The 24,792-nt window shown below is 66.7% G+C and carries 21 protein-coding genes and 1 tRNA gene; 10 read left to right on the top strand and 12 right to left on the bottom strand.

From position 1 onward, the window contains the following. Position 1: 1 nt before the first annotated feature. The 3 genes from DSC_RS10145 to DSC_RS10155 all read right to left on the bottom strand — a co-directional run bounded on the left by DSC_RS10145 (position 2) and on the right by DSC_RS10155 (position 4,000). A complete protein-coding gene (locus DSC_RS10145) occupies positions 2 to 523 on the bottom strand; it encodes an LPS-assembly lipoprotein LptE (RefSeq protein WP_014161078.1) in 522 nt (173 codons plus the stop codon). A 119-nt stretch (positions 524 to 642) separates the two neighbouring features. After that, positions 643 to 3,276, bottom strand: a complete 2,634-nt coding sequence (leuS, locus tag DSC_RS10150; protein ID WP_014161079.1) for a leucine--tRNA ligase — start codon at positions 3,274 to 3,276, stop codon at positions 643 to 645. A 94-nt stretch (positions 3,277 to 3,370) separates the two neighbouring features. Beyond that, entirely contained in the window at positions 3,371 to 4,000 is a 630-nt protein-coding gene (locus DSC_RS10155; RefSeq protein ID WP_238527637.1) for a DUF998 domain-containing protein, read from the bottom strand. A gap of 178 nt (positions 4,001 to 4,178) precedes the next feature. Here DSC_RS10155 and trxA point away from each other — a divergent pair, with 178 nt between their 5' ends. Next, positions 4,179 to 5,039 carry a thioredoxin gene (gene trxA / locus DSC_RS10160; RefSeq protein WP_014161081.1) on the top strand — a complete coding sequence of 287 codons (861 nt, stop codon included), beginning with the start codon at positions 4,179 to 4,181 and terminating at the stop codon, positions 5,037 to 5,039. A gap of 74 nt (positions 5,040 to 5,113) precedes the next feature. Here the strand turns inward: trxA and DSC_RS10165 are convergent. Continuing rightward, a tRNA-Arg gene (locus DSC_RS10165) sits at positions 5,114 to 5,190 on the bottom strand. Between the two features lie 308 nt (positions 5,191 to 5,498). Here DSC_RS10165 and DSC_RS10170 point away from each other — a divergent pair. Genes DSC_RS10170 through DSC_RS10180 form a run of 3 tightly spaced genes read left to right on the top strand, consistent with a single transcriptional unit; the run spans position 5,499 to position 10,956 of the window. Continuing rightward, positions 5,499 to 6,341, top strand: a complete 843-nt coding sequence (locus tag DSC_RS10170; RefSeq protein WP_014161082.1) for a cyanophycinase — start codon at positions 5,499 to 5,501, stop codon at positions 6,339 to 6,341. Between the two features lie 8 nt (positions 6,342 to 6,349). Further along, positions 6,350 to 9,148 (top strand): cyanophycin synthetase, encoded by a 2,799-nt coding sequence (gene cphA, locus DSC_RS10175; protein WP_014161083.1) that lies wholly within the window; start codon positions 6,350 to 6,352, stop codon positions 9,146 to 9,148. A 35-nt stretch (positions 9,149 to 9,183) separates the two neighbouring features. Further along, positions 9,184 to 10,956, top strand: coding sequence for a Mur ligase family protein (locus DSC_RS10180; protein WP_014161084.1), 1,773 nt, complete (start codon positions 9,184 to 9,186; stop codon positions 10,954 to 10,956). A gap of 63 nt (positions 10,957 to 11,019) precedes the next feature. On the opposite strand, the gene DSC_RS17425 is transcribed toward DSC_RS10180, so the two are convergent. Continuing rightward, positions 11,020 to 11,295 (bottom strand): type II toxin-antitoxin system RelE/ParE family toxin, encoded by a 276-nt coding sequence (locus DSC_RS17425; RefSeq protein WP_083833536.1) that lies wholly within the window; start codon positions 11,293 to 11,295, stop codon positions 11,020 to 11,022. Next, complete coding sequence (locus DSC_RS10185) at positions 11,296 to 11,502, bottom strand: hypothetical protein (protein WP_014161086.1); 207 nt, start codon at positions 11,500 to 11,502, stop codon at positions 11,296 to 11,298. A 199-nt stretch (positions 11,503 to 11,701) separates the two neighbouring features. Here DSC_RS10185 and DSC_RS10190 point away from each other — a divergent pair, with 199 nt between their 5' ends. The 6 genes from DSC_RS10190 to DSC_RS10215 are packed head-to-tail and all read left to right on the top strand — an operon-like array spanning position 11,702 to position 16,495. Next, positions 11,702 to 12,493, top strand: a complete 792-nt coding sequence (locus tag DSC_RS10190) for a class I SAM-dependent methyltransferase (RefSeq protein ID WP_014161087.1) — start codon at positions 11,702 to 11,704, stop codon at positions 12,491 to 12,493. Further along, complete coding sequence (locus DSC_RS10195; RefSeq protein WP_014161088.1) at positions 12,490 to 12,774, top strand: DUF4190 domain-containing protein; 285 nt, start codon at positions 12,490 to 12,492, stop codon at positions 12,772 to 12,774. Before DSC_RS10190 ends, DSC_RS10195 begins: the two co-directional genes overlap by 4 nt. Before the next feature lie 6 nt (positions 12,775 to 12,780). Beyond that, positions 12,781 to 13,836 (top strand): quinone-dependent dihydroorotate dehydrogenase, encoded by a 1,056-nt coding sequence (locus DSC_RS10200; RefSeq protein ID WP_014161089.1) that lies wholly within the window; start codon positions 12,781 to 12,783, stop codon positions 13,834 to 13,836. Continuing rightward, positions 13,833 to 14,873: a UDP-N-acetylmuramate dehydrogenase gene (murB, locus tag DSC_RS10205; RefSeq protein ID WP_014161090.1), complete on the top strand. Its 1,041-nt coding sequence runs from the start codon at positions 13,833 to 13,835 to the stop codon at positions 14,871 to 14,873. Before DSC_RS10200 ends, murB begins: the two co-directional genes overlap by 4 nt. Further along, on the top strand, positions 14,867 to 15,781 hold the full coding sequence (locus DSC_RS10210; protein ID WP_043290538.1) for a DMT family transporter: 915 nt from the start codon (positions 14,867 to 14,869) through the stop codon (positions 15,779 to 15,781). Before murB ends, DSC_RS10210 begins: the two co-directional genes overlap by 7 nt. A 21-nt stretch (positions 15,782 to 15,802) precedes the next feature. Next, positions 15,803 to 16,495 (top strand): aspartate/glutamate racemase family protein, encoded by a 693-nt coding sequence (locus tag DSC_RS10215; RefSeq protein WP_014161092.1) that lies wholly within the window; start codon positions 15,803 to 15,805, stop codon positions 16,493 to 16,495. Positions 16,496 to 16,693: 198 nt separating this feature from the next. On the opposite strand, the gene DSC_RS10220 is transcribed toward DSC_RS10215, so the two are convergent. The 6 genes from DSC_RS10220 to DSC_RS10235 form a co-directional block, all read right to left on the bottom strand. Continuing rightward, complete coding sequence (locus DSC_RS10220) at positions 16,694 to 17,107, bottom strand: M48 family metallopeptidase (RefSeq protein ID WP_014161093.1); 414 nt, start codon at positions 17,105 to 17,107, stop codon at positions 16,694 to 16,696. 133 nt (positions 17,108 to 17,240) lie between these two features. Beyond that, complete coding sequence (locus tag DSC_RS16650) at positions 17,241 to 17,750, bottom strand: hypothetical protein (RefSeq protein ID WP_148268122.1); 510 nt, start codon at positions 17,748 to 17,750, stop codon at positions 17,241 to 17,243. A gap of 491 nt (positions 17,751 to 18,241) precedes the next feature. Beyond that, on the bottom strand, positions 18,242 to 18,838 hold the full coding sequence (locus DSC_RS16655; RefSeq protein ID WP_148268123.1) for a hypothetical protein: 597 nt from the start codon (positions 18,836 to 18,838) through the stop codon (positions 18,242 to 18,244). 569 nt (positions 18,839 to 19,407) lie between these two features. Then, on the bottom strand, positions 19,408 to 20,373 hold the full coding sequence (locus DSC_RS10225) for an IS1595 family transposase (RefSeq protein WP_083833538.1): 966 nt from the start codon (positions 20,371 to 20,373) through the stop codon (positions 19,408 to 19,410). 548 nt (positions 20,374 to 20,921) lie between these two features. Further along, a complete protein-coding gene (locus DSC_RS10230) occupies positions 20,922 to 22,346 on the bottom strand; it encodes an HlyD family type I secretion periplasmic adaptor subunit (protein WP_014161095.1) in 1,425 nt (474 codons plus the stop codon). Further along, complete coding sequence (locus DSC_RS10235; RefSeq protein WP_043290539.1) at positions 22,343 to 24,517, bottom strand: type I secretion system permease/ATPase; 2,175 nt, start codon at positions 24,515 to 24,517, stop codon at positions 22,343 to 22,345. The genes DSC_RS10230 and DSC_RS10235 overlap by 4 nt, the downstream gene beginning before the upstream one ends. Between the last annotated feature and the right edge of the window lie 275 nt (positions 24,518 to 24,792).

Below are 24,792 nucleotides of genomic sequence, written 5' to 3' on the forward strand. Positions count from 1 at the left end.
GCTACTGCGCGTGAGGTGGCGGCACCCGGCCCACGCCACGCACCACACCGTCGACGCGACGCAGGATCGAGGCGGACATGTCGCGGCGCAGTTCTTCGGACAGGATTTCGCGCTCGGAGGTGGTACCGGTCAGGTCGGTCGCTTCGGCCACATAATCGCGCGAGAGTTCGACCACTTGCTGCGGGACCAGCTCGCTGCCATCGGCGCGCACGAAGCGGAACACCACCGCATAGCGCAGGCTGTATTCCAGCGCGCGGCCCTGCTCGTCCAGCGCGATCGGGCGATCGCCCCATTGCTCGGACAGGATCTCCAGGGTGGCGGCCTTGGCGTTGGCGTCTTCGGCCGGGATGGCGCCGGCGGCTTTCAGGCCCATCGCCACATCACGCGCCAACGGGCTGTACGGATCGCTGGCCGAGACCTTGACCGGGCCCAGATCCGCCGGCAGCGCGATCTTGCTGCGCAGGTGAAAGCCACAGGCCGACAGGGAGACAGCAAGCAGGGTGACGGCCAGCAGCCGCAGCATCGGGGTCGGTTTCATGGCGGGGAGTCTGGACGAGGCCGGCAGGCGCGGCAAGGGTGGCAGGGACGGCAGCTGAGCGACGGGCGAGCCTGCCTGATCCAGCGTGAACGCGGCTTGAGAGCTCACGCTGCGACCAGGTTGACGATCTTGCCCGGCACCAGGATCACCTTGCGGATCGTGCTGCCTGCCAGGAACCTGGCGGTGTTGGGCTCGGCCCTGGCCAGCGATTCGATCAGATCCCTGGGTGCATCGGCGGCGACCTCGATCGTGCCGCGCAGCTTGCCGTTGACCTGCACGGCCAGGGTCACCGAGTCGCGCACCATCGCCGCCGGGTCGGCCTGCGGGAACGGCAGGTCCTCCAGCAGCGTCTGGGCATGGCCCAGCAGCTGCCACAGCGCGTGACTGGAGTGCGGGGTGATCGGGTTGAGCAGCAGCACCGCCGCTTCCAGCGCCTCCTGGCGTACGGCGCGGCCGGGCTCGCTGAGGTCATCGAACCTGGCCAGCGCGTTGGACAGCTCCATCACCGCGGCGATGGCGGTGTTGAAGCCATGGCGCTTGCCATAATCGTCGCCGACCTTGGCGATGGTTTCGTGGGTCTTGCGGCGCAGGGCCTTCTGCTCGGTATTCAACGCCGCCACGTCCAGTGCCGGGGCGGCGCCGCCGGCGGCATGGCGCTGGGCCTGGGTCCACAGCCGGCGCAGGAACCGCGACATGCCTTCCACCCCGGCTTCGTTCCATTCCAGCGACTGCTCGGGCGGCGCGGCGAACATGGAAAACAGCCGCACCGTGTCGGCACCGAACTTGTCCACCATCGATTGCGGATCCACGCCGTTGTTCTTGGACTTGGACATCTTCTCCACGCCACCGATCTGCACCGGCTGGCCGTCGCTGGCCAGGACCGCACCGACGATGCGGCCGCGCTCATCGCGCTGCACCTGGACCTGGGCCGGGTTGATCCACTCCCTGGAACCGTCGGCATTGAGGCGGTAATAGGTCTCGGCGATCACCATGCCCTGGGTCAGCAGATTGGTGGCCGGCTCGTCGCTGTCCACCAGCCGCGCGTCGCGCATGAGCTTGTGGTAGAAGCGGAAATACATCAGGTGCAGGATCGCGTGCTCGATCCCGCCGACGTACATGTCCGCCGGCATCCAGTAGTTGGCGCGCTTGTCGACCATCGTCGCCGCACCCGGGCTGGTGTAACGGGCCACATACCAGCTCGATTCCATGAAGGTGTCGAAGGTGTCGGTCTCGCGCTCGGCCGCGCCGCCGCACTCCGGACAGGGGGTCACGCGCCACGTCGGATCGGCCTTCAGCGGCGACTTCAACCCGTCCAGGGTCACGTTCTCCGGCAGCAGCACCGGCAGCTGGTCGTCCGGCACCGGCACCGCACCACACTGGGGGCAGTGGATCACCGGGATCGGGCAGCCCCAGTAGCGCTGGCGGCTCACCCCCCAGTCGCGCAGGCGATAGTTCACCCGGCGCTGGCCCTGGCCCTTGCGTTCGAAGCGCTCGGCCAGCGCCTCGAAGGCTTCGTGGAAATCCAGTCCGTCGAACTCGGCCGAATTGATCAGCTCGAATTCGCGGGTCTTGTCCGCATACCAGTCCTGCCATTGGCTGCTGTCGTAGTGGCGTTCGGCCTCGTTGCGCGGCTCCTTGAGCTGGATCACCTGCACGATCGGCAGCGCGTACTTGGTCGCGAACTCGAAATCGCGCTGGTCATGGCCGGGCACGGCCATCACCGCGCCGGTGCCATAGCCCATCAGCACGAAGTTGGCCACCCACACCGGCACGCTCTCGCCGCTGATCGGGTGCACGGCCTTCAGGCCGGTGTCCATGCCGCGTTTTTCCTGGGTCTCCAGCTCGGCTTCGGACACCCCGCCCAGCTTGAGCTGCTCCAGGAAGGCGGCCAGTTCCGGGTTGGACGCAGCGGCCTTCAGGGCCAGCGGATGCTCGCCGGCGATCGACACGAAGGTCACGCCCATCAGCGTGTCCGGGCGGGTGGTGAACACCATCAACGGCTCATGGCCGCCTTCGACGTTGAACTGGATTTCCAGGCCTTCGGAGCGGCCGATCCAGTTGCGCTGCATGGTCTTGACCGACTCGGGCCAGCCTTGCAACGTATCAAGGCCGTCCAGCAGCTCCTGGGCGTAGTCGGTGATGCGCAGGAACCACTGCGGGATCTCGCGCTTTTCCACCAGCGCGCCCGAGCGCCAGCCGCGGCCGTCGATGACCTGCTCGTTGGCCAGCACGGTCTGGTCCACCGGGTCCCAGTTCACCACCGAGGCCTTGCGGTAGGCGATGCCCTTGCGCAGCAGCCGGGTGAACATGCGCTGCTCGTGCACGTAGTACTCGGGGCTGCAGGTGGCGAACTCGCGGGTCCAGTCGATCGCGTAACCCAGCGCCTTGAGCTGGCTGCGCATGTGCTCGATGTTGGCGTAGGTCCACTGGGCCGGCGCGGTCCTGTTCTTGATCGCGGCGTTCTCGGCCGGCAGGCCGAAGGCGTCCCAGCCCATCGGCTGCAGCACGTTGTGCCCGGTCATGCGCTTGTAGCGGGCGATGACGTCGGAGATGGTGTAGTTGCGCACGTGGCCCATGTGCAGCGCACCGGACGGGTAGGGCAGCATCGACAGGCAGTAGTACTTGGGCTTGTCCGAGGTCTCGCTGACCTCGAAGGCCTTGCTGGCGTTCCAGAACTGCTGCGCGGAGGTTTCGACCTGCTTGGGGTCGTAGGCGTGGGTTTCGGGAACGGCGGACATGGGTAGGGGCTGCGAAGGCGGCTGCAAAGCCGCAAAGCGTACCGCAGCGCACCACCGGCTGCACCCGCGCGCTGTGCCGGTGCGCAGGCCCGCTTCAGCCTTGCAAGCTGCCCGCCAGGGACCGCGAAGGACCGCTCAAGCCCGCCAGCGCGCACCATCCGAACCACAGCAGCAGCGCGATCCGCTGCGACAGGCCATCCGGCAGCACCGCTGGAAGCACCAGGGCGAACGCGACCACGCCCAGGGCCAGGACCGGCCCGCCCAGGACCAGTCCGCGCCAGGGCGCCTGCCCGCGCAGGCCCAGTGCCAGCAGCAGCGCCGAGGCCAGGCCGGTGGCCCACCACAGGCCCCAGGCAGTGGCGTGCAGCTGGGTCTGGGTACCGCGCAGCTGCTGCGGCTGGAGCTGGAACAGGCCCATCGCCACCAGCCCCAGCGCCGAGAGGAACATCAGCTGTGCCCCGATCCGCTGCGGCCAGGCCGCCCTGAGCGGGATCCGCAGGCGCAGGCCCAATCCGACCATCGCGCACAGCGCGCCGGGCAGGATGAAGCCCAGCAGGTTGAACCACCGCGCATTCGGAACGCCCTGCGCGCCCAGCACCGCCAGCGGATGATCCCAGGGCGAGTACCCCGGCAGCGCCGCGCCGAACCCCAGCGCCGCACCCAGGCAGAGCAAGGCGGCCAGCGGACTGCACACGCGCCACCAGCGCAGGCTCGCCAGCTTCACCGACGGGCCGTGGCGTTGCGCGCGTGGCCGTGCGCGCATTGGATCGAGCGGGGGGATTCCATGCGCGGGCAGGCTACCGGCACCGCCGCCGGTGTCAATGGCCGCCGCCACCCGGCTTGTATCCTCGCCGCCCCGGCACCATCTGCCTGCCATCGCCGTTGCAAGGACCAGACCTCCCATGAGCCCGCTGCCCCACGTCTTCAATGCCACCACCGACACCTTCGAAACCGAGGTGCTGCAAAAATCCATGACCACCCCGGTGCTGGTGGATTTCTGGGCAACCTGGTGCGGCCCCTGCAAGACCCTGGGCCCGATCCTGGAAAAGCTGGCCGGCGAGTACAACGGCGCCTTCGAGCTGGCCAAGGTCGATGTCGATGCCGAGCAGCAGATCGCCGCGGCCTTCCAGATCCGCTCGGTGCCGACCGTGTTCCTGGTCCGCGACGGGCAGATCGTGGACGGCTTTCCCGGCGCGTTGCCGGAGGGCCAGCTGCGCGCCTTCCTGCAGCAGCATGGCGTGGAGCCGGCCGAGGCGGCCGCCAATGATGAGCCCGAAGCGTTGACCGCGCTCAGCCCGGCCGAACAGGTCGCCGCGCTGCGCCAGGCCATCGCCGCCGAGCCGGACAGGGACGAGCTGAAGCTCGATCTGGCCCTGGCCCTGCTGGCCACCGGTGATGCAACCGAGGCCGAAGCCCTGCTCGACGCCCTGCCCGCCAACCTGGCCACCGACGAGCGCGCGGTCAAGGCCCGCGCCCGCCTGGGCTTCGCCGCCCTGCTCAAGGACGCACCGGCCCCGCAGGCACTGGAGGCCGCGCTGGCCAGGGACGAGAACGACCTGCGCGCCCGCCACCTGCTGGGCGTGCACAAGCTGGTCGCCGGCGACGCCGAGGGCGCGCTGGAACAGTTCATCGAACTGCTGCGCCGCGACCGCGCCTGGGAAGACGGCCAGGCCAGAAAGTCGCTGATCGATGCCTTCCGCGTGATCGAAGACCAGGACCTGGTCGGCAAGTACCGTCGCCGGATGTCCTCGCTGCTGTTCTGAACCGTGCCGTCGTTCCTGCCCGGCGGCCTCCACCCGCCGGCCCGTGCTGCCTCAGGGGCGGCCTTGCGTGGGACTGGTGACCCCGAGTGGATTCGAACCACTGACCTTCCCCTTAGGAGGGGGACGCTCTATCCAGCTGAGCTACGGGGCCAAGCGCGGGGGCCATTGTAGCCGCAGTTGCCACCGCCGGCCCGTCCGGTGGCCACGGCCGCCGGCGCTGGGCGCGGCCATGAGGGCTTGGCCCGGACCGGCGCCGGCCACGGGTTAGCAGGCGTCCCCGTCGTGGGCAGAGGCCCGCCGCTGCGGCGCGTGCTACCGTGGCCAAGGTCGGGTCCAGGCCCGGCCTTGGGGGGTGGATCGGGGGAAATCGCGGCACCGGGCCACTTGCCTGATGGCCGCCTCGCGGCGAAGGCTTTCCGCGTCATTCAACCCGTTTCCCGCAGGAGTCAGAGCCCCGTCATGTGTCCGAGCAAGGTCGCCGAGGGTGACCAAAGAGGCTGGATCGTTCCCATCGGCGGTGCCGAGAACAAGGACGAGAACCCGCGCATCCTCAAGCGATTCCTGGCCGTTGCCGGCGGCAGCACGGCCGAGATCGTGGTGATCCCCACCGCCAGCCAGCTGCGCGATACCGGGCCGCGCTACCAGCGCCTGTTCGGCGAGCTGGGCGCGCGCAAGGTGGAGGTGGTCGATTTCGACAGCCGCGGCGACTGCACCGACTCCGGCCGCCTGGACCGGATCGAGCGGGCCAGTGCGATCTTCTTCACCGGCGGCAACCAGCTGCGCCTGTCCACGATCCTGGGCGGCACGCCGGCGGCGCAGATGATCCGCGCCTGCAATGCCGCCGGGGTGACCGTGGGCGGCACCAGCGCCGGGGCCAGCATCCTGTCCGAACACATGATCGCCTTCGGCAAGGAAGGCTCCTCGCCGCGGGCCGACTCGGTGCGCCTGGCGCCCGGGCTGGGCCTGACCAACCGCTTCGTGATCGACCAGCATTTCCGCCAGCGCGATCGGCTGGGTCGCCTGCTCGCGGCGCTGGCCTACAACCCGTTTGCCATCGGCATCGGCCTGGACGAGGACACCGCGGCCTTCATCGGCCCGGACAACACGCTGGAAGTGGAAGGCTCCGGCTCGGTCAGCGTGGTCGATGCCGGCAACCTTGGCTTTTCCTCGATGGCCGATGCCGGCGAGGAGCAGCCGGTGTGCATGCTGGGCCTGACCGTGCACATCCTGCTGGCCGGGGCGACCTTCAACCTGGCCACCCGCAAGGCCTCGGCCGGCACCCTGGCCCGTTCCAAGACATGAGGTAGTGCATGCGCATCCTTGAGCGTTCGGTCTACGTCGGTCCTTCGCTGTACGCGCACTTCCCGGTCATCAAGCTCGAGCTGGACCTGGAGGCGCTGGAAGACTGGCCTACCGGCAGGCTGGGCAGCGCATTCGTCAATGGCCTGGTCGCGGCCCTGCCCGGCCTGGCCGAACACGGCTGCTCGTATCGCCAGCCCGGTGGCCTGATCCGGCGCATGCGCGAGGGCGAAGGCACCTGGCTGGGCCATGTGCTGGAACATGTGGCCATCGAACTGCAGAACATCGCCGGCGAGGACGTCACCTTCGGCAAGACCCGCGGCGTGGGCGACCGGCGCCGCGGGGTCTACGAGGTGATCTACGAATACGCCCAGCGCGAGGAAGGCATCGCCGCCGGCGAGCTGGCGCTGCGGCTGCTGACTTCGCTGCTGCCGGCCGAGCTGCGCGGCAGTGAAAAACTTCCCGAGGACTGGGACTGGGACACCGCGCGGGTGGAGTTCATCCGCTACGCGCAGCGGCGTGCGCTGGGCCCGTCCACCGCCGCGCTGGTCAAGGCGGCCGAGGATCGCCGGATTCCGTGGTTCCGCCTCAACAACCAGTCGCTGGTCCAGTTTGGCCACGGCAAGTACCAGCAGCGCATCCAGGCCACGGTCACCGGCAAGACCTCGCACATCGCCGTGGAGCTGGCCGGCGACAAGGAAGAAACCAACAACATCCTGGGCGGCCTGGGCCTGCCGGTGCCGCGCCAGATGCTGGCCAGCGATGCGGCCGGTGCAGTGCGCGCGGCCAGGCGGCTGGGCGGGGCGGTGGTGACCAAGCCGTACAACGGCAACCACGGCCGCGGCATCACCATCAACATCTCCAGCGACGATGAAGTGCGCGCAGGCTTTCAAGCCGCGCGCGAGCATGCACGTTCGGTGATCGTGGAAACCTACATCGCCGGCGACGACCATCGCCTGCTGGTGGTCAATGGCGAGCTGATCGCCGCCACCCGACGCACGCCCGGTCACGTGGTCGGTGACGGCATCGCCGACATCGCCGAGCTGGTCGACCGGGTCAACGCCGACCCGCGCCGCGGCATCGGCCACGAGAAGGTGCTGACCCAGCTGGAGCTGGACGAACAGGCCGATCTGATGCTGGGCCGTATCGGCTACACCCATTTCTCGGTGCCGGCGCCAGGCGAGGTGGTGTTCCTGCGCTCCACCGCCAACCTGTCCACCGGCGGCACCGCCACCGATGTCACCGACATCATCCATCCGGACAACTGCGACATGGCCGTGCGTGCGGTGCGCGCGATCGGCCTGGACGTGGCCGGCGTGGACTTCATCAGCCCCAACATCGCCGAAAGCTACAAGGCCATCGGCGGGGCGATCTGCGAGGTCAACGCCGCGCCCGGCTTGCGCATGCACGTGGCACCCAGCGAGGGCACCGCGCGCGATGCGGCCGGCCCGGTGATCGACATGCTGTTCCCGCCGGGCACCCCGGCGCGCGTGCCGATCGCCGCGGTCACCGGCACCAACGGCAAGACCACCACCGCGCGCATGCTGGCCCACATCACCAAGATGGCCGGCCACACGCCGGGCCTGACCACCACCGAGGGGGTCTACATCGACGGCCAGCGCACCGTGGAAGGCGACATGACCGGGCCGGTCTCGGCGCGGATGGTGCTGGGCGACCCGCAGATCGACATCGCGATCCTGGAAACCGCGCGCGGCGGCCTGCTGCGCGCCGGCATGGGTGTGCCGGAGGTCAATGTGGGCGCGGTGCTCAACGTCGCCTCCGACCACCTTGGCTTGAAGGGCATCGACACCCTGGAGCAGCTGGCGCAGGTCAAGCGCATCGTGGTCGAGGTGGCGCGCGACTGCGCGGTGCTCAATGCCGACGATCCCAACGTGATCAAGATGTCCGCCTACACCGATGCGCGCACCATCTGCTACGTCACCACCAACCCCTCGCATCCGCTGGTGCGCGAGCACATCCGCGCCGGAGGCCGCGCATGCGCGCTGGAAGCTGGCGTCAACGGCCAGATGATCACCCTCTACGACAAGGGCAGCCACATCCCGCTGCTGTGGACGCACCTGATCCCGGCCACCCTGGAAGGCCGCGCCCTGCACAACGTGCAGAACGCGATGTTCGCCGCGGCGATGGCGTTTTCGCTGGGCCTGAAGCTGGAAGCGATCCGCCAGGGCCTGCGCACTTTCGACACCACCTTCTTCCAGGCGCCGGGGCGGATGAACCTGTTTTCCGAGCATCCGTTCAAGGTACTGATGGACTACGCCCACAACGCGCACGCGGTGGGCGTGATGGCCGAGCTGGCCCAGCGCATGGACGTGTCCGGCCGGCGCATCGTGGTGCTGACCGGCCCGGGCGATCGTCGCGACCAGGACCTGGTGGAAATCGCCGGTGCGGTGGCCGGGCGCTTCGATCATTACATCGTGCGTCGCGACGATTCACTGCGCGGCCGCGATGGCGACGAGGTACCGCGGATCATCGCCGGCGCGCTGCGCCAGGCCGGCATCGGCAGCGGGGCGATCAGCGTGATCCCCGACGAGCAGCAGGCCGTGGACGCGGCGCTGGGCATGGGCCAGCCCGGCGACCTGCTGGTGATCTTCGCCGATGCCCTGGCCCGCACCTGGAAACAGATCACCAAGTTCAGGCCGGCCGGGCAGCCCGCACAGCCGGCGCCGGTGCCCGATGCGCCGGTCACGCTCGGCCAGCCGCCCGGCCAGGCCCTGGCCGCGATGCTGGAGGGCATGGTCCGCGACGAGCGCGGGCTGGTGTTCGAGCGCGTGGATGAGCAGGGCGACTAGTGCCGTCTCCCGCAGAAAATCCCCCGATCGTCCCCATGCGCCCTGAACCCTTCCAGGATTCGCGCCGGCTGACCGGCTGCAACGTCTACTTCGCCGGTCCCGGGGTGGCGCTGGAGTCGGCGCACGGCCTGCCCTTCGACGCCATCGCGCCCAAGCGCTGGCGCGGGCTGGTGCGGCAGATGCGCAAGGCGCTGGGCTGGGCCGACGGCGCGGTGCACCAGCGTGTGCATGCCAGCGGCGTGACCCTGGCCTTCGCCGCGCCGCTGGATCAGCTCTACACCGCCACCGAAGTAAACGAGTGGGCCTGGTGGCAGGCCGCGGGCAGCGATGCGCCGGCCTTCCATGCGCCCGGCCACGCGGCGGTGTGGGATGCGACCCTGGCCCTGCACACGCTGCGCGAGGCGGCCGCTGCCGAGGCGCTTCCACAGCTGGTCACGCTGCAGGCCGAAGCCCTGGCGCACGACCTGCCGTTCCTGCTGGACGAGGACGAACTGACCCTGGGCAGCGGCGACGGCGCGCGCAGCTGGTTCCTGGACGAACTGCCGCAGGCCGCCGAAATCCCGTGGGCGCGCCTGCACGGCATCCCCACCGCGCTGGTCACCGGCTCCAACGGCAAGACCACCACCGTGCGCCTGCTGGCCGCGCTGTGCCGGGCGCACGGCTGGCACACCGCGCACAGCTGCACCGATGGGGTGTTCTTCGAGGACATTGCGCTGGAGACCGGTGATTTCTCCGGCCCCTCCGGTGCGCGCGCCGCGCTGCGCCAGGGCCGGGCCCAGGCTGCCGTGCTGGAAACCGCGCGCGGCGGCATGCTGCGCCGCGGCCTGGCCACCTGCCGCGCCGAGGCGGCGGTGGTGACCAACGTGGCCGCCGATCATTTCGGCGAATACGGCGTGCATGGCCTGGACGACTTGGCCGCGGTCAAGCTGACCGTGGCCCGCGCGATCGGCGTGGGCGGACGGCTGGTGCTCAACGCCGACGATGCGCTGCTGCGGGCCCAGGCCAGCGCGCTGTCGTGCCCGCTGGCGTGGTTCTCGCTGGACTTCGACCATCCGCTGCTGCGCAGCCAGCGCGCCGACGGCCAGCCGGCCTGTGGCGTGCGCGAAGGCCACCTGTGGCTGTCGCTGGCCGGGATCGACCATGACCTGGGCGCCACCGCAATCATGCCGCTGAGCCTGGACGATCGCGCCCGCTACAACCTGGAGAACCTGGCCGGCGCCGCGCTGGCGGCGGCCGCGCTGGGCATCCCGGCGCCGACCATCGCCGCGGTGCTGGCGCGCTTCGGCCGCGATTCCCACGACAACCCCGGGCGCCTGCAGCACTGGACCTTGGGCCAGGTGCAGGTGGTCCTGGATTACGCGCACAACCCCGACGGCCTGCGCGGGCTGCTCGATGCGGTGGGCGCGGGCGAGCGTGCCGGCCGCATGGCCATCGTGCTGGGCCATGCCGGCAACCGCGAGGACGCCGACCTGCGCGCGGTGGCCGCCACCGCGGCGGCGTATCGGCCCGAGCTGGTGGTGCTCAAGGACATCGCCGGTTACGAACGTGGCCGCGCCAGTGGCGAGGTGGCCGGCATCATGCGCGCCCAGCTGCTGGCCGACGGCATCGCCGCGGCCACGATCGCCGTGTGCCTGGACGAGGTCCAAGCGGCCCGCGCCACACTGTGCTGGGCGCGCCCCGGCGACCTGCTGGTGCTGCCGGTGCATGAACTCGATGCGCGCACGCGGGTGGTGGCGCTGCTGGACCGGATGGCCGCCGATGGCTGGCGCCCGGGTCAGCCGCTGCCGGCCGCGCCGCCGGCGGCCTGACGGCGCAGGTAAACCCTGCAACCTTGCGTGATTGGCCGCCCGGATCAAGACATCCGGGCGCAATCACTCGGTGCGCGACATCCAGTCCTGCGCCTCATGCCACACGTGCAGCACTTCCAGCGCATCCACGCCTTGGCGATACACCAGCAGGTACGGAGTCCTGGCCACCCTCCATTCCCGGGTCCCCCCCACTGCACCGGGACGGCCGATCGCCGGCTGCCTGCACAACCGCTGCGCCCCTCCATGACGCGCAGTGCCATGCGTGTGGCCGCTCTCGGATTGAGCGCCTGGTAATAATCCTGTGCGTGTTCGAGTTGGTTGGCAGCGGGTGTGGTCCACTCAAGTCTCAGCATCAACGCCCCATTTGGCGAACATCGCCTTCACCCGCTCGGCGCTGGCGAAGTCACCGCGATCGGCTGCCTCGATGCCGTCCCGCACCGCCTCCTGGAACCGGGCTTGGTCCACCACCCGCACCACATCGTCCCAGCTGGCCGCCTCGGGCAGCGTATCGATCAGCTTGTGCGCTTGCTGTTTGACGGCGGACATGGCGGGCACCTCATCAAGGACCACTCGCATTCTAGCTTCCAGGTCGGCAGGGGCTGCACGGGTCAGCCCGGGAAAGAGGCCGGAACATGCCTGCTAAAATCGCCGGCCTGCCGCGCCCGTCAGCGGCCATTGCCGGAAAACGCCTGCCATGCGCCAGCCGCGACAGCCAGCGTCCCGTGCGACACCGAAAGAGGCCGACATGGCGCTGAACCCGGCCGAACGCTTCACCACCCGGGTGGCCGATTACGTGCGCTATCGGCCCGATTATCCGGCCGCGCTGGTGGACTGGCTGCATCGCGAGCTAGGGGTACCGGCCGAGGCACAGGTGGCCGATATCGGTGCCGGCACCGGCATCTCCTCCAAGCTGTTCCTGGATGGCGGCCACCCGGTGAGCGCGGTGGAACCCAACGCGGCCATGCGCGCGGCCGCGGTCCAGTGGCTGGGCGGCGATGCGCGCTTTGCCGCGGTAGCCGGCAGCGCCGAGGCCACCACCCTGGCCGATGCCAGCGTGGACCTGATCGTCGCCGCGCAGGCCTTCCACTGGTTCGACCAGCAGGCGATCAAGGACGAGTGGCGCCGCATCCTGCGGCCACACGGGCTGGTGGTGGTGTTCTGGAACTCGCGCCGGCTGTCCGGCACGCCGTTCCTGGAAGGCTACGAACAGCTGCTGCTGGACTACGGTCTGGACTACTCCAGCGTGTCCGAGCGCTACAACGACGATGCCTCGATGGCTGCCTGGTTCGAGGGCGGGCTGCGCGGCATGGCCCGCTTCGACCACAGCCAACTGCTGGATTTCGATGCGCTGCGCGGGCGCCTGCTGTCCTCCTCCTACGCCCCGCAGGCAGGCCATCGGCGGCACGCGCCGATGCTGGAGGCGCTGCGCGCCCTGTTCGATGCCAGCGCGGCCGATGGCCGGGTGCGTTTCGACTACGACACCCGGGTCTTTGCCGGTACCCTTGGCGACCGCAACCCCTCAGGAACCCGCCCATGAACACCGTCGCACGTCCCACCAGCAGCCTGGCCGTGGTCTCGCTGGTGTTCGGCATCCTGGGCTGGACCCTGCTGCCGGCCGTCGGCGCCGTGGTCGCGGTGATCACCGGGCACATGGCCCGCGCCGAGATCCGCCGCAGCGCCGGCCAGCTGGAAGGCGACGGCATGGCGGTGGCCGGCCTGGTCCTGGGCTGGCTGGCCATCGGCCTGGCGGTCGCGGCGGTGCTGGCCTTCATCCTGTTCTTCGGCGGCATCGCGGCCCTCGCTGCGCTGGATCACTAAAAATCCATGTACGGCCTGGCCCGCCCGTTCCTGTTCGCCCTGGACGCCGAGCGCGCCCACGGCGTCGGCCTGCGGGCACTGGAAGCGGCGTATCGCAGCGGGACCTTGCGCCTGCTCGCGCCCCGGCCCAGGCCGCTGCCGACCAGGGCGTTCGGGCTCGAGTTCCCCAATCCGGTCGGCCTGGCCGCCGGGCTGGACAAGAACGGCGCGCACATCGACGCGCTGCTGGCGCTGGGCTTCGGCTTCGTCGAAATCGGCACCGTCACCCCGCGCCCGCAGCCGGGCAATCCGCCGCCGCGCATGTTCCGCCTGCCGCAGCACAAGGCGGTGATCAACCGGCTGGGCTTCAACAACCAGGGCGTGGATGCGCTGGTCCGCAACGTGCAGCGTGCGCGCCGCAAGGGCGGCCTGCTGGGCATCAACATCGGCAAGAACAAGGGCACCCCCAACGCCTCGGCGGCCGAGGACTACCTGTTCTGCCTGGAGCGGGTGTATCCGCTGGCCGACTACATCACCGTCAACATCTCATCGCCCAACACCGCCGGCCTGCGCGAGCTGCAGGAGGAACAGGCCCTGCGCCAGTTGGTCGGCACCCTGCGCCAGGCCCAGGAAAAACTCGGCGCCCAGCACGGCAAGCGCGTGCCGATGCTGGTCAAGGTGGCACCGGACCTGTCCGACGAGGACATCGACGCGGTCTGCCGGGTGCTGGGCGACCTGTCGGTCGATGGCGTGATCGCCACCAATACCACGGTGGATCGCAGCGTGGTCCACGCCCATCGTCACGCCGGCCAGGCCGGCGGCCTGTCCGGCGCGCCGCTCATGGCCCAGTCGACCCTGGTCCTGCGGCGCATGCGCGCGCGTCTGCCCGATTCGATCCCGCTGATCGGCGTGGGCGGAATCACCTGCGGCGCCGACGCGGTGGCCAAGGTGTCGGCCGGCGCCACCCTGATCCAGCTCTACACCGGCCTGATCTACCAGGGACCGTCGCTGGTGTACGACTGCGTGGAAGCCATCCGCCGCCGCCGCGAGCAGCCAAGCCGCGGCGCCGTGGCGCCGGTATGAGGGCAGGCTGGCGCCTGACGGAACACGCCCCGCTCCGCTCGCGCAACACCCTGGGCGTCGACGCGCAGGCGCGGTTCCTGCTGGAACTGCAGGATCTGGCCGCGCTGCCTGCCGCCCTGGCGCTGGAGCCGCTGCGGCACCGCCACTGGCTGCCGATCGGCGCCGGCAGCAACCTGCTGCTGGCCGGCGACGTGGACGCGGTGGCGCTGTCCTTCGATGCGCGTGCGATCACCGTGGTGGGCGCGGACGCCGACGCGGTGCTGGTGCGGGCCGAGGCCGGCGTGGCCTGGCACGCACTGGTGCTGTGGACGCTGGACCACGGCCTGTGCGGCCTGGAGAACCTGGCCCTGATCCCCGGCACCGCCGGTGCCTGCCCGATCCAGAACATCGGCGCCTACGGCGTGGAGGCCGGCGAACACATCGTCGGCGTCGAAGCCTGGGACACCCGCGCCGGCGACTGGTGCCGGCTTTCGCGCGCCCAATGCGCCTTCGGCTATCGCGACAGCGTGTTCAAGCGCCAGCCCGGGCGCTGGCTCATCACCGCGGTCACCTTCGCCCTGTCGCGCACCCCGGCCCTGCGCATCGAGTACGCCGGCCTGCGCCACGAGCTGGAGGACATGGGCATCGAGCACCCCGGCCCGCGCGAAGTGGCCGCGGCGGTGATCCGCGTGCGCCGCCGCAAGCTGCCCGACCCGGCGGTGCTGGGCAACGCCGGCAGCTTCTTCAAGAACCCGATCGTGCCGGCCGAAGTGGCCGATCGGCTGCAATCCCGATTGCCGGGCCTGCCGGTGTTCAGCGGTGACGCCGCCGACACCCGCAAGCTCTCGGCCGCCTGGCTGATCGAGCAGGCCGGCTGGAAGGGCCACCGCGCCGGCGATGCCGGCGTCTCGCCGGACCACGCGCTGGTGCTGGTCAACTACGGCCAGGCCAGCGGTGCGCAGCTGCTGGCGCTGGCGCGGCAGATCGCCGCCTCGGTGCAGCAGCGCTTCGGGGTGGCGATCGAACCGGAACCGCGCATCGTCGGGGCCAGCTGGTGAGCGCCGCACCCGTCGCGCCGCTGCGGGCGGCCCTGCTGATGCTGGCCAGCACCCTGTCCTTCGGCCTGATGGCCATCGCCATCCGCCTGGCCTCGCAATCGCTGCAAACCACCGAGGTCGCCTTCTTCCGCAACGCCTTCGGACTGCTGGCGCTGCTGCCGGTGATCCTGCGCCCGGGGCGGCCGCTGCCACGCACCCGCCACCTGCCGCGCTACCTGGTGCGCACCGTGATCGGGCTGGCCTCGATGCTGTGCGGCTTCTGGGCGATCGGCCACCTGCCGCTGTCGCAGGCAATCTCGCTGTCGTATTCCACGCCTTTGTTCGTGACCATCGCGGCGGTGTTCTGGCTGGGCGAAAAGGTCCACATGCGCCGCTGGCTGGCGGTGGCCGCCGGCTTCCTCGGCGTGCTGGTGATCCTGCGCCCGGGCTCGTCGCAGTTCTCGCCCGGGCTGCTGGTGGCCGTGGCCGCGGCGCTGATCAGCGCACTGGTGGCGATCCAGATCAAGCAGCTCTCGCGCCTGGACCCGCCGGACACGGTGGTGTTCTACACCTACCTGTTCTGGGTGCCGATGTCGCTGCTGCCGGCGCTGTTCCAGTGGCAGTGGCCGCAGGGCATCGCCTGGCTGTGGCTGGTGTGCACCGGCGTGTCCGGCACCGCCGGGCAGCTGCTGTGGACGCGCGCCCTGCGCCTGGGCGAAGTCTCGGCCCTGCAGCCGATCAGCTTCATGCAGCTGCCGGTGGTGATCGTGCTGGGCTGGTGGTTGTTCGACGAACGCCTGGACGCCTGGACCGCGCTCGGCGCCGGCATCATCCTGGCCTCCACCGCCTACATCGCCCACCGCGAAGCCATGCTGGCCCGGCGTGCGGCAACCACCGCGCCGGTGGAAGGGGCAAAGCCGGGGGAGTGACGCCACCAGCGAGGACATGCGATGCAGACCATCGGCCTGATCGGCGGCATGAGCTGGGAATCCACCCTGCTCTACTACCAGATCATCAACCAGACCGTCCGCGACACGCTCGGCGGCCTGCATTCGGCCAGGCTGTTGCTGCACAGCGTGGATTTCCACGAGATCGAAACGCTGCAGCACGCCGGCCACTGGGATGCCGCCGGTGAGGCCATGGCCGCGGCGGCGCGTTCGCTGCAGGAAGGTGGCGCCGATTTCATCGTGTTGTGCACCAACACCATGCACAAGGTCGCAGACGCGATCACCGGGGCCACGCCGCTGCCGCTGCTGCACATCGCCGATGGCACCGCCGATGCGCTCGCGGCCGCCGGCATCACCCGCGTCGGCCTGCTCGGCACGCGCTTCACGATGGAGCAGGATTTCTATCGCCAGCGGCTGGAGGCACGTGGCTTCGAAGTCATCACCCCGAACGCCGACGACCGCGATGACGTGCACCGGATCATCTACGACGAGCTTTGCCAGGGCGCGATCCGCGACGACTCGCGCAACACCTACCGCCGGATCATGGCCGCACTGGCCGAAGCCGGCGCCGAAGGCATCATCCTGGGCTGCACCGAGATCTCGCTGCTGGTGGACCATCGCGATGCGACCGTGCCCCTGCTGGACACCACCGCGCTGCACGCGCGCGCAGCGGCGTTGCGGGCGCTTGGCGGCTGAGCGCCTTCAACACATGCTGGCGCACCGTTTGTCCACGGTGCAGCCGGACAAAGCAAAGGGCTGGGCTGCCAAGCCCTTGTTCGTGCTGATGCGCAGCCTGGACTCGCATTTCCTGTCAAAAAACTTTCGGACCGCAAGGCCTCCTGATACCGCGAAAAAACGCCGAAGCACCGCGCCTGGCACTGTCGAGCGGTGCCGTCAAAGAACGTCGACATCGATCCCGTGCTCGGCCAGCCAGGCCTTGCGCTGCGCGTAGTCCGGCATGGCACGCTCCACGCGCAGCCAGAACGCTGGGGTGTGGTGCGGCTCGTGCAGATGGGCGAGCTCGTGCACCACCACGTATTCGGCGATGCGCGCCGGCAGCAGGATCGCCTTCCAGTGAAAGTACAGCCAGTCGCCCTTGCCGCACGATCCCCAGCGGTGGCCCAGCTCCTGCACCTTCACGCCTGCTGGCGCCGCCTCCATGCGCGACTGGTAATCGGCCACCCGGCTCGACAGCCAAGCCCGGCCGCGCTGGCTGTACCAGCGGATGAAGTGCTCGCGCGCGGCGGGCAGCGCGTCGCGGCGCAGGCAGAAGTCGATCTCGCGATCGATCGGTCGGAATCGGCTCATGCAATCGGGCTTCCGGAGGGGTGCTCGATTTTAGCCGGAAGAGGGGATAGTCCGACAGGCTGCTAGTTGATTTATTTCCTCCTCTGTCAAGGCGCTTTGGGTAGAGTTCGCGTCTTGCTGCCCATTTGAATCATCACTCATCTCGCATTCCTTTATAGATGTCTTTGATTAAGTAAAAGAATATTAAAATCGAGGCATACGCCGTTGCTATGAACGATATAACAAATGCTCCATACATCGCACAGAACGCTGCGTGAGATCGACCAACGCTTATAACAAACCTCATTCCTTGGGTAGGCGTTTCAATTGAACTTATTGGCGGCCCCAGTATAATTATACAAAGCAGAACAAATGAAACCGCCGCACAACCCACAGACAAGATGCTTGCCTTTATTCTAGATATTCCTTGAAAACTTGCCATAGAATTAATCCAGATCACTGCAAGCGGAGCCATCAACAAATAAAGCGTTGCCGCGAGCGCATACTCATTAGACCGACCCAAAGCTGCGCTGTAGAATTTCTTCCAACCGTAGATTATACCAATATCATGAATTCCAAATATAGCAGCTGCCTTACTGCCCACCAGCGGCACAACAAAAAATATAAATATAATAATTGAGCGATGTTCTTTTAGTTCGTTCATTTAGAATACTCGACAAGCGACCAAAAAAACGGTGTCAGAGACACTTTCATAGGGGCACGTCCTCCGCTTGTCTTTTCGGCCTATGCGCAGGACGAACGCCTGCGAAACGCTTCAGTTTGGCCTCCACCTGTGCCCGGAAACGATGGGTACCCAAAGCCCTTTGCTGTTGTAGATAGGCTCGTATTTCGGCCACGACCTCATCCATCAACACCTCGGCAAACAGTGCGCGGTAGGCGGCCGCCCGATCTGCCGGGTCGTGGCCCAACGCCAGCATGACCGCATGCGGCGTAACCAGTCCACCAGGCAGGACTTGTAGCGCCCCTCCCATAGCGTCCCGCTACGCCCATGCCGGCCATGGAACAGGCCCGCATAGTTCCGTGCGAACGTTTGCATCATGCGCGACACCGCACCCGCTGCCGACGGCGTCACCAGCAGATTGCGTAGTCAAGTTCGGTCGTCATTTCTCGTTCCTTGAAGAGACAGGGTATGGATCAGCAGTTTGTTTTCACGAACGGCATTATTTTCACAAAACGTTCCGAGGATCTCCGCTTTCGTTCCGACTTCTCTTGCAACGTCACCAAGCGGTCCTCATCTGTTTGACGCGGGCCGGTAAGTAGATTGCTTTTCTGCCCGAAATATCCCACGTCCAACGGCACCAATGCCCAAGGCGCGCCGTCCTGAGTCACGTACTGGAGATAGGGTGCGGACGGCCTCCCCAGTGCATACCACTGCGGACAGGTCAAGACAGTGGCCAACAACGTCCACCGGTCCTGCTGGGCGTCGTAGTCCAGCAGGACCGGTATGTATGTCCCGTGCCACGGCGGCGGCGCCCGCCGGCCCGGCATCACCGCCGGGATGCGCAGTGTCGTCTCACTGGACAACCACTCAACAGGTCCACCCCAGGCACCACCTGTTCGACCCATCACCACACTATTGGTCACCGCCTGTTCGCCTCCCGGCAACCGGACCTGCTCCGACCACGCAAGCCGCATGTCCCCGGCATGTGAACCCATGTCACTCAAGCCGCAGCCCACTAATGACACGACAAATAAATTAGTAAAAAAATCTCTTAAATAATTAATCTTCATCATCACCCCCATCCGCTTAACCTGACATCAAAATAACGGCTATTGATAAACTTCCATATCCCCATCTACTTTCTTCGCGCTTCGCGGCAAATGTACGGACCGTATATAGATGGCGCCACGAATGGATCAAGCTTTCCCAGCGCATTGACGCGATAGATGGAGCAGATGCCCTGATCTTCATTTCTGAACCCATAAAAGCGGAATTCGCCAAAGCTGCGTCAGATACTCACTCGTATCGATAATTGTCTCTGACACCGTTTTTCACCATCTCCGGAATATTGAGCTATAACTCCAAGCGATGTTTCTATTGACGCGTCATTATCTGCAATTGCCCCTAAACCACTATGTAGCATGCCCTGAACGAAAGACTCCTCGCTCGTTGTGTTCCCTTCACTTCCCGTCTCATATGTACCGGTATCTGGGTTAAATTTAATGACATTTGTTGACCCATCCGGATTTTGGAACGTGATATCTCCCGTGACTTCACTAACTGTGTAGTTCGGGTCCACGGGCTTTATCTGCAATGGCATATTATCATCCTCTTAAGGAAGGCAATTGATCACACCTGATTAGCACGCTATTTCAGCCGAGAAAACCGGGACATCGCGCAAGCGGCGCTCGGGCCATGGCTTGATCCTCGCCGCGGCCACCAGCAGTCTTGGCACCAGGGCCACCAGATCGAAGCGCCGGTTGAACCGCCATTGCGTCTCGGCCAGATAGCGATGGGCATACTTGGTGAACTTGAAGGCGTGGTAGGCTCCATCCAGTGATCGCTTCAAATTGGACAGCACGACGTTGACCCAGCGGGCGTTGTCCTGCTCGCAGCCAGCTCGCCCACCGCCTTCAATCACCGTGTGCGCGTGTTCGGCTTCCAGCGCCCGAAAAGCCCCCAGACCGTCGCTGTAGACATCCGAACGCGGGTGCAGGCGCCGGGCGATCCAGTCCGACAGCGCCGTCTTGGTGAATCCCGGGACCGGGTCGATGACCACATGCCGTGGCCGACCGTCCTGCGTGGTTTCCACGGCGATCACGAAAGGACGCTTGTTCTCCGATCCCCGGCCGGCCTTGCCGCCGTTGCGCTCCCCGCCCAGATAGGCATCGTCCAACTGCACCACGCCCCCGAGCTTGCGCCCGGCTTCCCGTTCGTCCATGGCCTGCATCAGCTTGTGCTTCATCCGCCAGGCCGCCGGATAGCTCACTTCAAGATGCCGCATCAACTCCAAGGCAGACAGGTTGGTCTTGCTCTGGCCCAGCAGGTACATCGCCAGCAGCCAGGTCCTCAAGGGCAGCCGGCTGTGCTCGAACACCGTTCCCGAGCGCAGGCTGCTCTGGTGGCGGCACTGCGAACACTGCCAGTAGGCCTGCCGGTGACGGTAGAACTTGCTACATCCCTTGTCGGCGCAGCGGGGACAGACGAACCCATCCGGCCAGCGGGCCGCCTCCAACGCGCGCTCGCACTGACCTTCGCTGCCGTACTGGGCCAGGAAGGCCGGCAGCGACAGCCCTGGTTGGAACTGGACGCGATTCATTGCCATGATCTGACCCCTGCACAAGCGACTTGCCGTCAATGTGCAGGGCTGCTGACTCACAGGCTGCGACCGGGCTGAAGTAGCGTGCTAATCAGGTGATCACAAGAAAGGGAGCATCAGACCTCATTAATACTTCCTCATATCAAGATCCGAGATCCACTCATGGAGCTGTAAACCAAGAAGTGTATGTAAGCACTAAGACCAAACCAAAAATGACAACCCAAAAAATTTCGGTCGCAACTAGGCCAGTCCAAAATCCAATTGAGTCTCTGTGCCGATAGCTGAGAGATGTCGGCTGCGTCCCAGAAACCACTCCTGACTTAATTACGGAAAATGGGTACAAAACTACGAATGAAAACCAAAAAAATAGATTTATTAGAAGTAATATGTTTCTTATCGAACTGGGGCCAATGCGAGAAACGATGATTGCCCCAGACACGCATATCGCAGCAACAAGGAATATGAATGCAATCTTTTTCATCAATACCTATCCAGATCGTATTTCTTGAAGTTTTAGTGGATGACTTCATAGAATAAAATTCAATCTTTTCTCATTATCGTTCCTTAAACGCCTCGGTAGTGTGCTCCTGCAACGGACTGAGCAAGTAATCAATCACCCGCCGCTTGCCGGTCTTGATCTCCACGCTCAGGCTCATGCCAGGCGTCAGCATCACTTTCACCCCGTCGATGACAAGGCTGGCGTTCTGCAACTTCACGCGTGCCGGAAATATCAGCCCCAGGTTCTCGTCCTGTGCGGCGTCATGCGACACTGTCTCAACGATGCCTTCCAAATAGCCGTAGCGGGTGTACGGGAAGCTCTCCACCTTCACCGTCGCCCGCTGGCCCGGCCTGACGAACCCGATGTCCTTGTTCAGCACCGTGGCCTCGACTTCCAGCAATTCCTCGCTGGGCACGATCGCCATCAACGCCTGCGCTGGCGTCACCACGCCGCCGACCGTGTGAATCGCCAGTTGCTGTACCGTGCCCTCCACCGGCGCCCGCAGTTGCATCAACTTGTCGCGCTGCTCGGTCTTGGCGACCTGTGGCGCGTATTGGCCGATTTGCTCGCGTGCCTGCCGCAGCCCGTCATAGGTCTTCTGCCGGGTGTCCGCGATCAGGACGCGAAGCTCTTCCCGCGCTCCGGCAATGGCCGATTGCGACTCCACCAGGGTGGCCTGTTGCGCCGCCAGCAGGCGCTCCATCTCCACCATTTCCTGCTTGCGCGCCAGATACTCGTGCTTGCTGACGTATTGGCTGCCGAGCAGCCGCTCCATGTCCGCCACGCGCTCACGGGCGATGGAGAGGCTGCGCTGCAAGGGATCGATCTGGCTGCGAACCGTCTGCGCCTGCGCCTGCTGCTGTTCGATGGTGGCCTTCAACCGCTGCTGCTGTGCCTGGAAACTGGCGAACTCGCTGCCGGTCAGTTGCCAGGCCGATTGCAGGCGGTCTTCCGCGATGCCCGGTATCGGCAGAGGCGGCGCAGGCAAGCGATCCGTACCCAGAGCCTGGGTCATCGCCGCATGGCGCAGTTCGGCCAGCCGGGCGCTGTCCAGCGCGTCGTCCGCCTGCCGGTAATCCGCGCCGGTGGCGGTGGCGTCCAGCTCGATCAGCAGGTCGCCCCGCCTGACCGTTTGTCCATCCTTGACCCGGATGCTGCGCACCACCGCTGTCTCGGCCGTCTGGATGACCTTGGTGCGGCTGCCGACCACGGTCTTGCCCGGCGCCACGGCCACGATGTCCAGCTTGCCGACGATGGCCCACAGCAAGGCCACGCAGAACAGCGCCATGATGATCCGCGCCGTCCAGCGTGCCGCCGGCGAAGTCGGGCTCTCGACCAGTTCCAGTTGCGCCGGCAGGAATGCCAACTCGTCTTCGGTCCGCTTGGGCGGATCCAACAGATCGCGGATCTTCCACGCCGCGCCGAACGCCTGCCGGTAGCGGCCCAGGAACTCCTTCGCGCCTTCCCAGACGTGCTTCATGCGATCCCCTGTTGCAGCTTGTAGAGGTGTGCGTACTGCCCGCCGGGCCGGTCGACCAATTCCTCGTGCTTGCCGGTCTCGACGATGCGCCCCTTGTCGACAACGACGATCCGGTTCGCCATGCGCACCGTGGACAGGCGGTGGGCGATGATCAGGACCGTACGGCCCTGGCAGATGGCGCGCATGTTCTGCATCACTGCATGCTCGGACTCGTAGTCCAGCGCGCTGGTGGCCTCGTCGAAGATCAGGATGCGCGGGTTGGTGACCAGCGCCCGGGCGATGGCGATGCGCTGGCGCTGCCCGCCGGACAGGCCGGCGCCGTTGTCGCCGACCTTGGTGTCGTAGCCTTCGGGCAGTTGCAGGATGAACTCGTGGGCGCCGGCCAGCTGCGCGGCCTGGATCACCCGCTCCAGCGGCATGCCGGGGTCGCCGAGCGCGATGTTCTCGCGGATGCTGCGGTTGAACAGGAAGTTCTCCTGCAGCACCACGCCCAGTTGCCGGCGCAGCCAGGCCGGGTCGGCCAAGGCCAGGTCGTGGCCGTCGACCAGGACCCGCCCGCCCTGCGGCACGTACAGCCGCTGCACCAGCTTGGTCAGGGTGCTCTTGCCCGAGCCGGAGCGGCCGACGATGCCGATGACCTCGCCCGGGGCGATATCCAGATCGATGCCGGATAGCACGTCGGCCGTGTCGGGGCGATAGCGGAACGTGAGCTGGTCGAACGTGACCCTGCCCTGGATCGGCGGCAGCGCCATGCGGCTGCCGGGCACTTCCGTGCGCGTATTGAGGATGTCGCCCAGCCGCTCGACCGAGATCCCGACCTGCTGGAAGTCCTGCCACACCTGGGCCAGGCGCACGATCGGCGCGGCCACCTGCCCGGACAGCATGTTGAACGCAATCAACTGGCCAACCGAGAGCTTGCCGTCGATGACCAGCCTGGCGCCGAAGAACAGGATGCCGACGCCGACCAGCTTCTGCACCAGTTGCACGCTTTGCTGGCCGATGTTGGCCAGCCGGGTAACGCGGAAGCTGGCGCCGACATAGCCGGCCAGCTGGTTGTCCCAGGTGCGGGCCATGCGTGGATCGACCGCGGTGGCCTTGACCGTGCCGATGCCGCTGACGGTCTCGACCAGGAAGGACTGGTTTTCCGCGCCGCGCGCGAACTTCTCGTCCAGCCGCTTGCGCAGGATCGGGATGATGCCCGCCGAGATCAGCGCATAGACCGGCAGCGACAACACCACGATCAGGGTCAGCCAGCCGCTGTAGTAGAACATCACCGCCAGGAACACCCCGGTGAACAGCAGGTCCAGCACCGAGGTCAGCGCCTGCCCGGTCAGGAACGTGCGGATGTTCTCCAGTTCGCGGACGCGGGCAATGGTCTCGCCGACCCGGCGCGATTCGAAGTAGGCCAGCGGCAGGTTGAGGATGTGGCGGAACAGCCGCGCGCCCAGTTCCACGTCGATCTTGCTGGTGGTGTGGGCGAAGACGTAGGTGCGCAGGCCGTTGAGGGCCACGTCGAACAACGCGATGGCGACCAGGCCGACCGCGATGACCTCCAGCGTGGTCATGCCGTGGTGGACCAGCACCTTGTCCATCACCACCTGGAAGAACAGCGGCGTGACCAGCGCGAACAGCTGGATGAACAGTGAGACGACGAAGACTTCCAGCAGGATGCGACGGTACTTCACCACCGCTGGAACGAACCAGCGGAAATCGAACCTGGCGAGTTCCCCCAGCACCGATGCGCGCGACGCTGCCAGCAACAGGCGCCCCTCGTAGCGCTCTTCGAATTCGGCACGCGACAGCACCTTCGGCCGGCGCAGGCGAAGGTCCTGGATCAACACCTTCTGCTCGCCCAGCTTGGCGACAATGAAGTGCTCGCCATCGCGCCGCCACGCCAACGCGGGCAACGCGACCTTGTCCAGGCGATCGGCGGCGATGGCCAAAAACCCGGCTTTCAGGCCGAGTTGCCTGGCGGCCAGAAGCAACACGCTCTCGTCGAACGGTTCGCCCGCCCGGCCGTGCTGATGCGCCAGTTGCCCGGCGTCGGCGGCGATGCCATGGAATTGCGCCAACAGCACCAATCCGGCCAGACCGAGGTCTTCGGGCAAGGCAGCGGTTGCCCGATCCGGCAACGGTTCGACAACGGCAAGACTTGGCCTTCCTTCTGCCATGCAGGATTCCCCTGATCCTTGAAGCGCTATCCCAACGCTCTCCGGCTCTCCATCCGCTACCAGAGCCGACTGAACCGCCGCCGGATCAGAGCATGCCCACCGGACGGGTGTCAATCACCGATATAAATGGCAATCTTGCAGAATTATGACGCGCAGGAATAAACACCCCTGGCATCCAAATCCCGTTTCATCGCCCATCTTCCATGGACCTGACCGGGCGAAGGTCCGAACAACCGCCATTATCTCCGCGAGGACGGGGATCGAGCGACTTCAAT

Origin of the sequence: Pseudoxanthomonas spadix BD-a59 (assembly GCF_000233915.3) — a bacterium.
GTDB classification, from domain to species: domain Bacteria; phylum Pseudomonadota; class Gammaproteobacteria; order Xanthomonadales; family Xanthomonadaceae; genus Pseudoxanthomonas_A; species Pseudoxanthomonas_A spadix.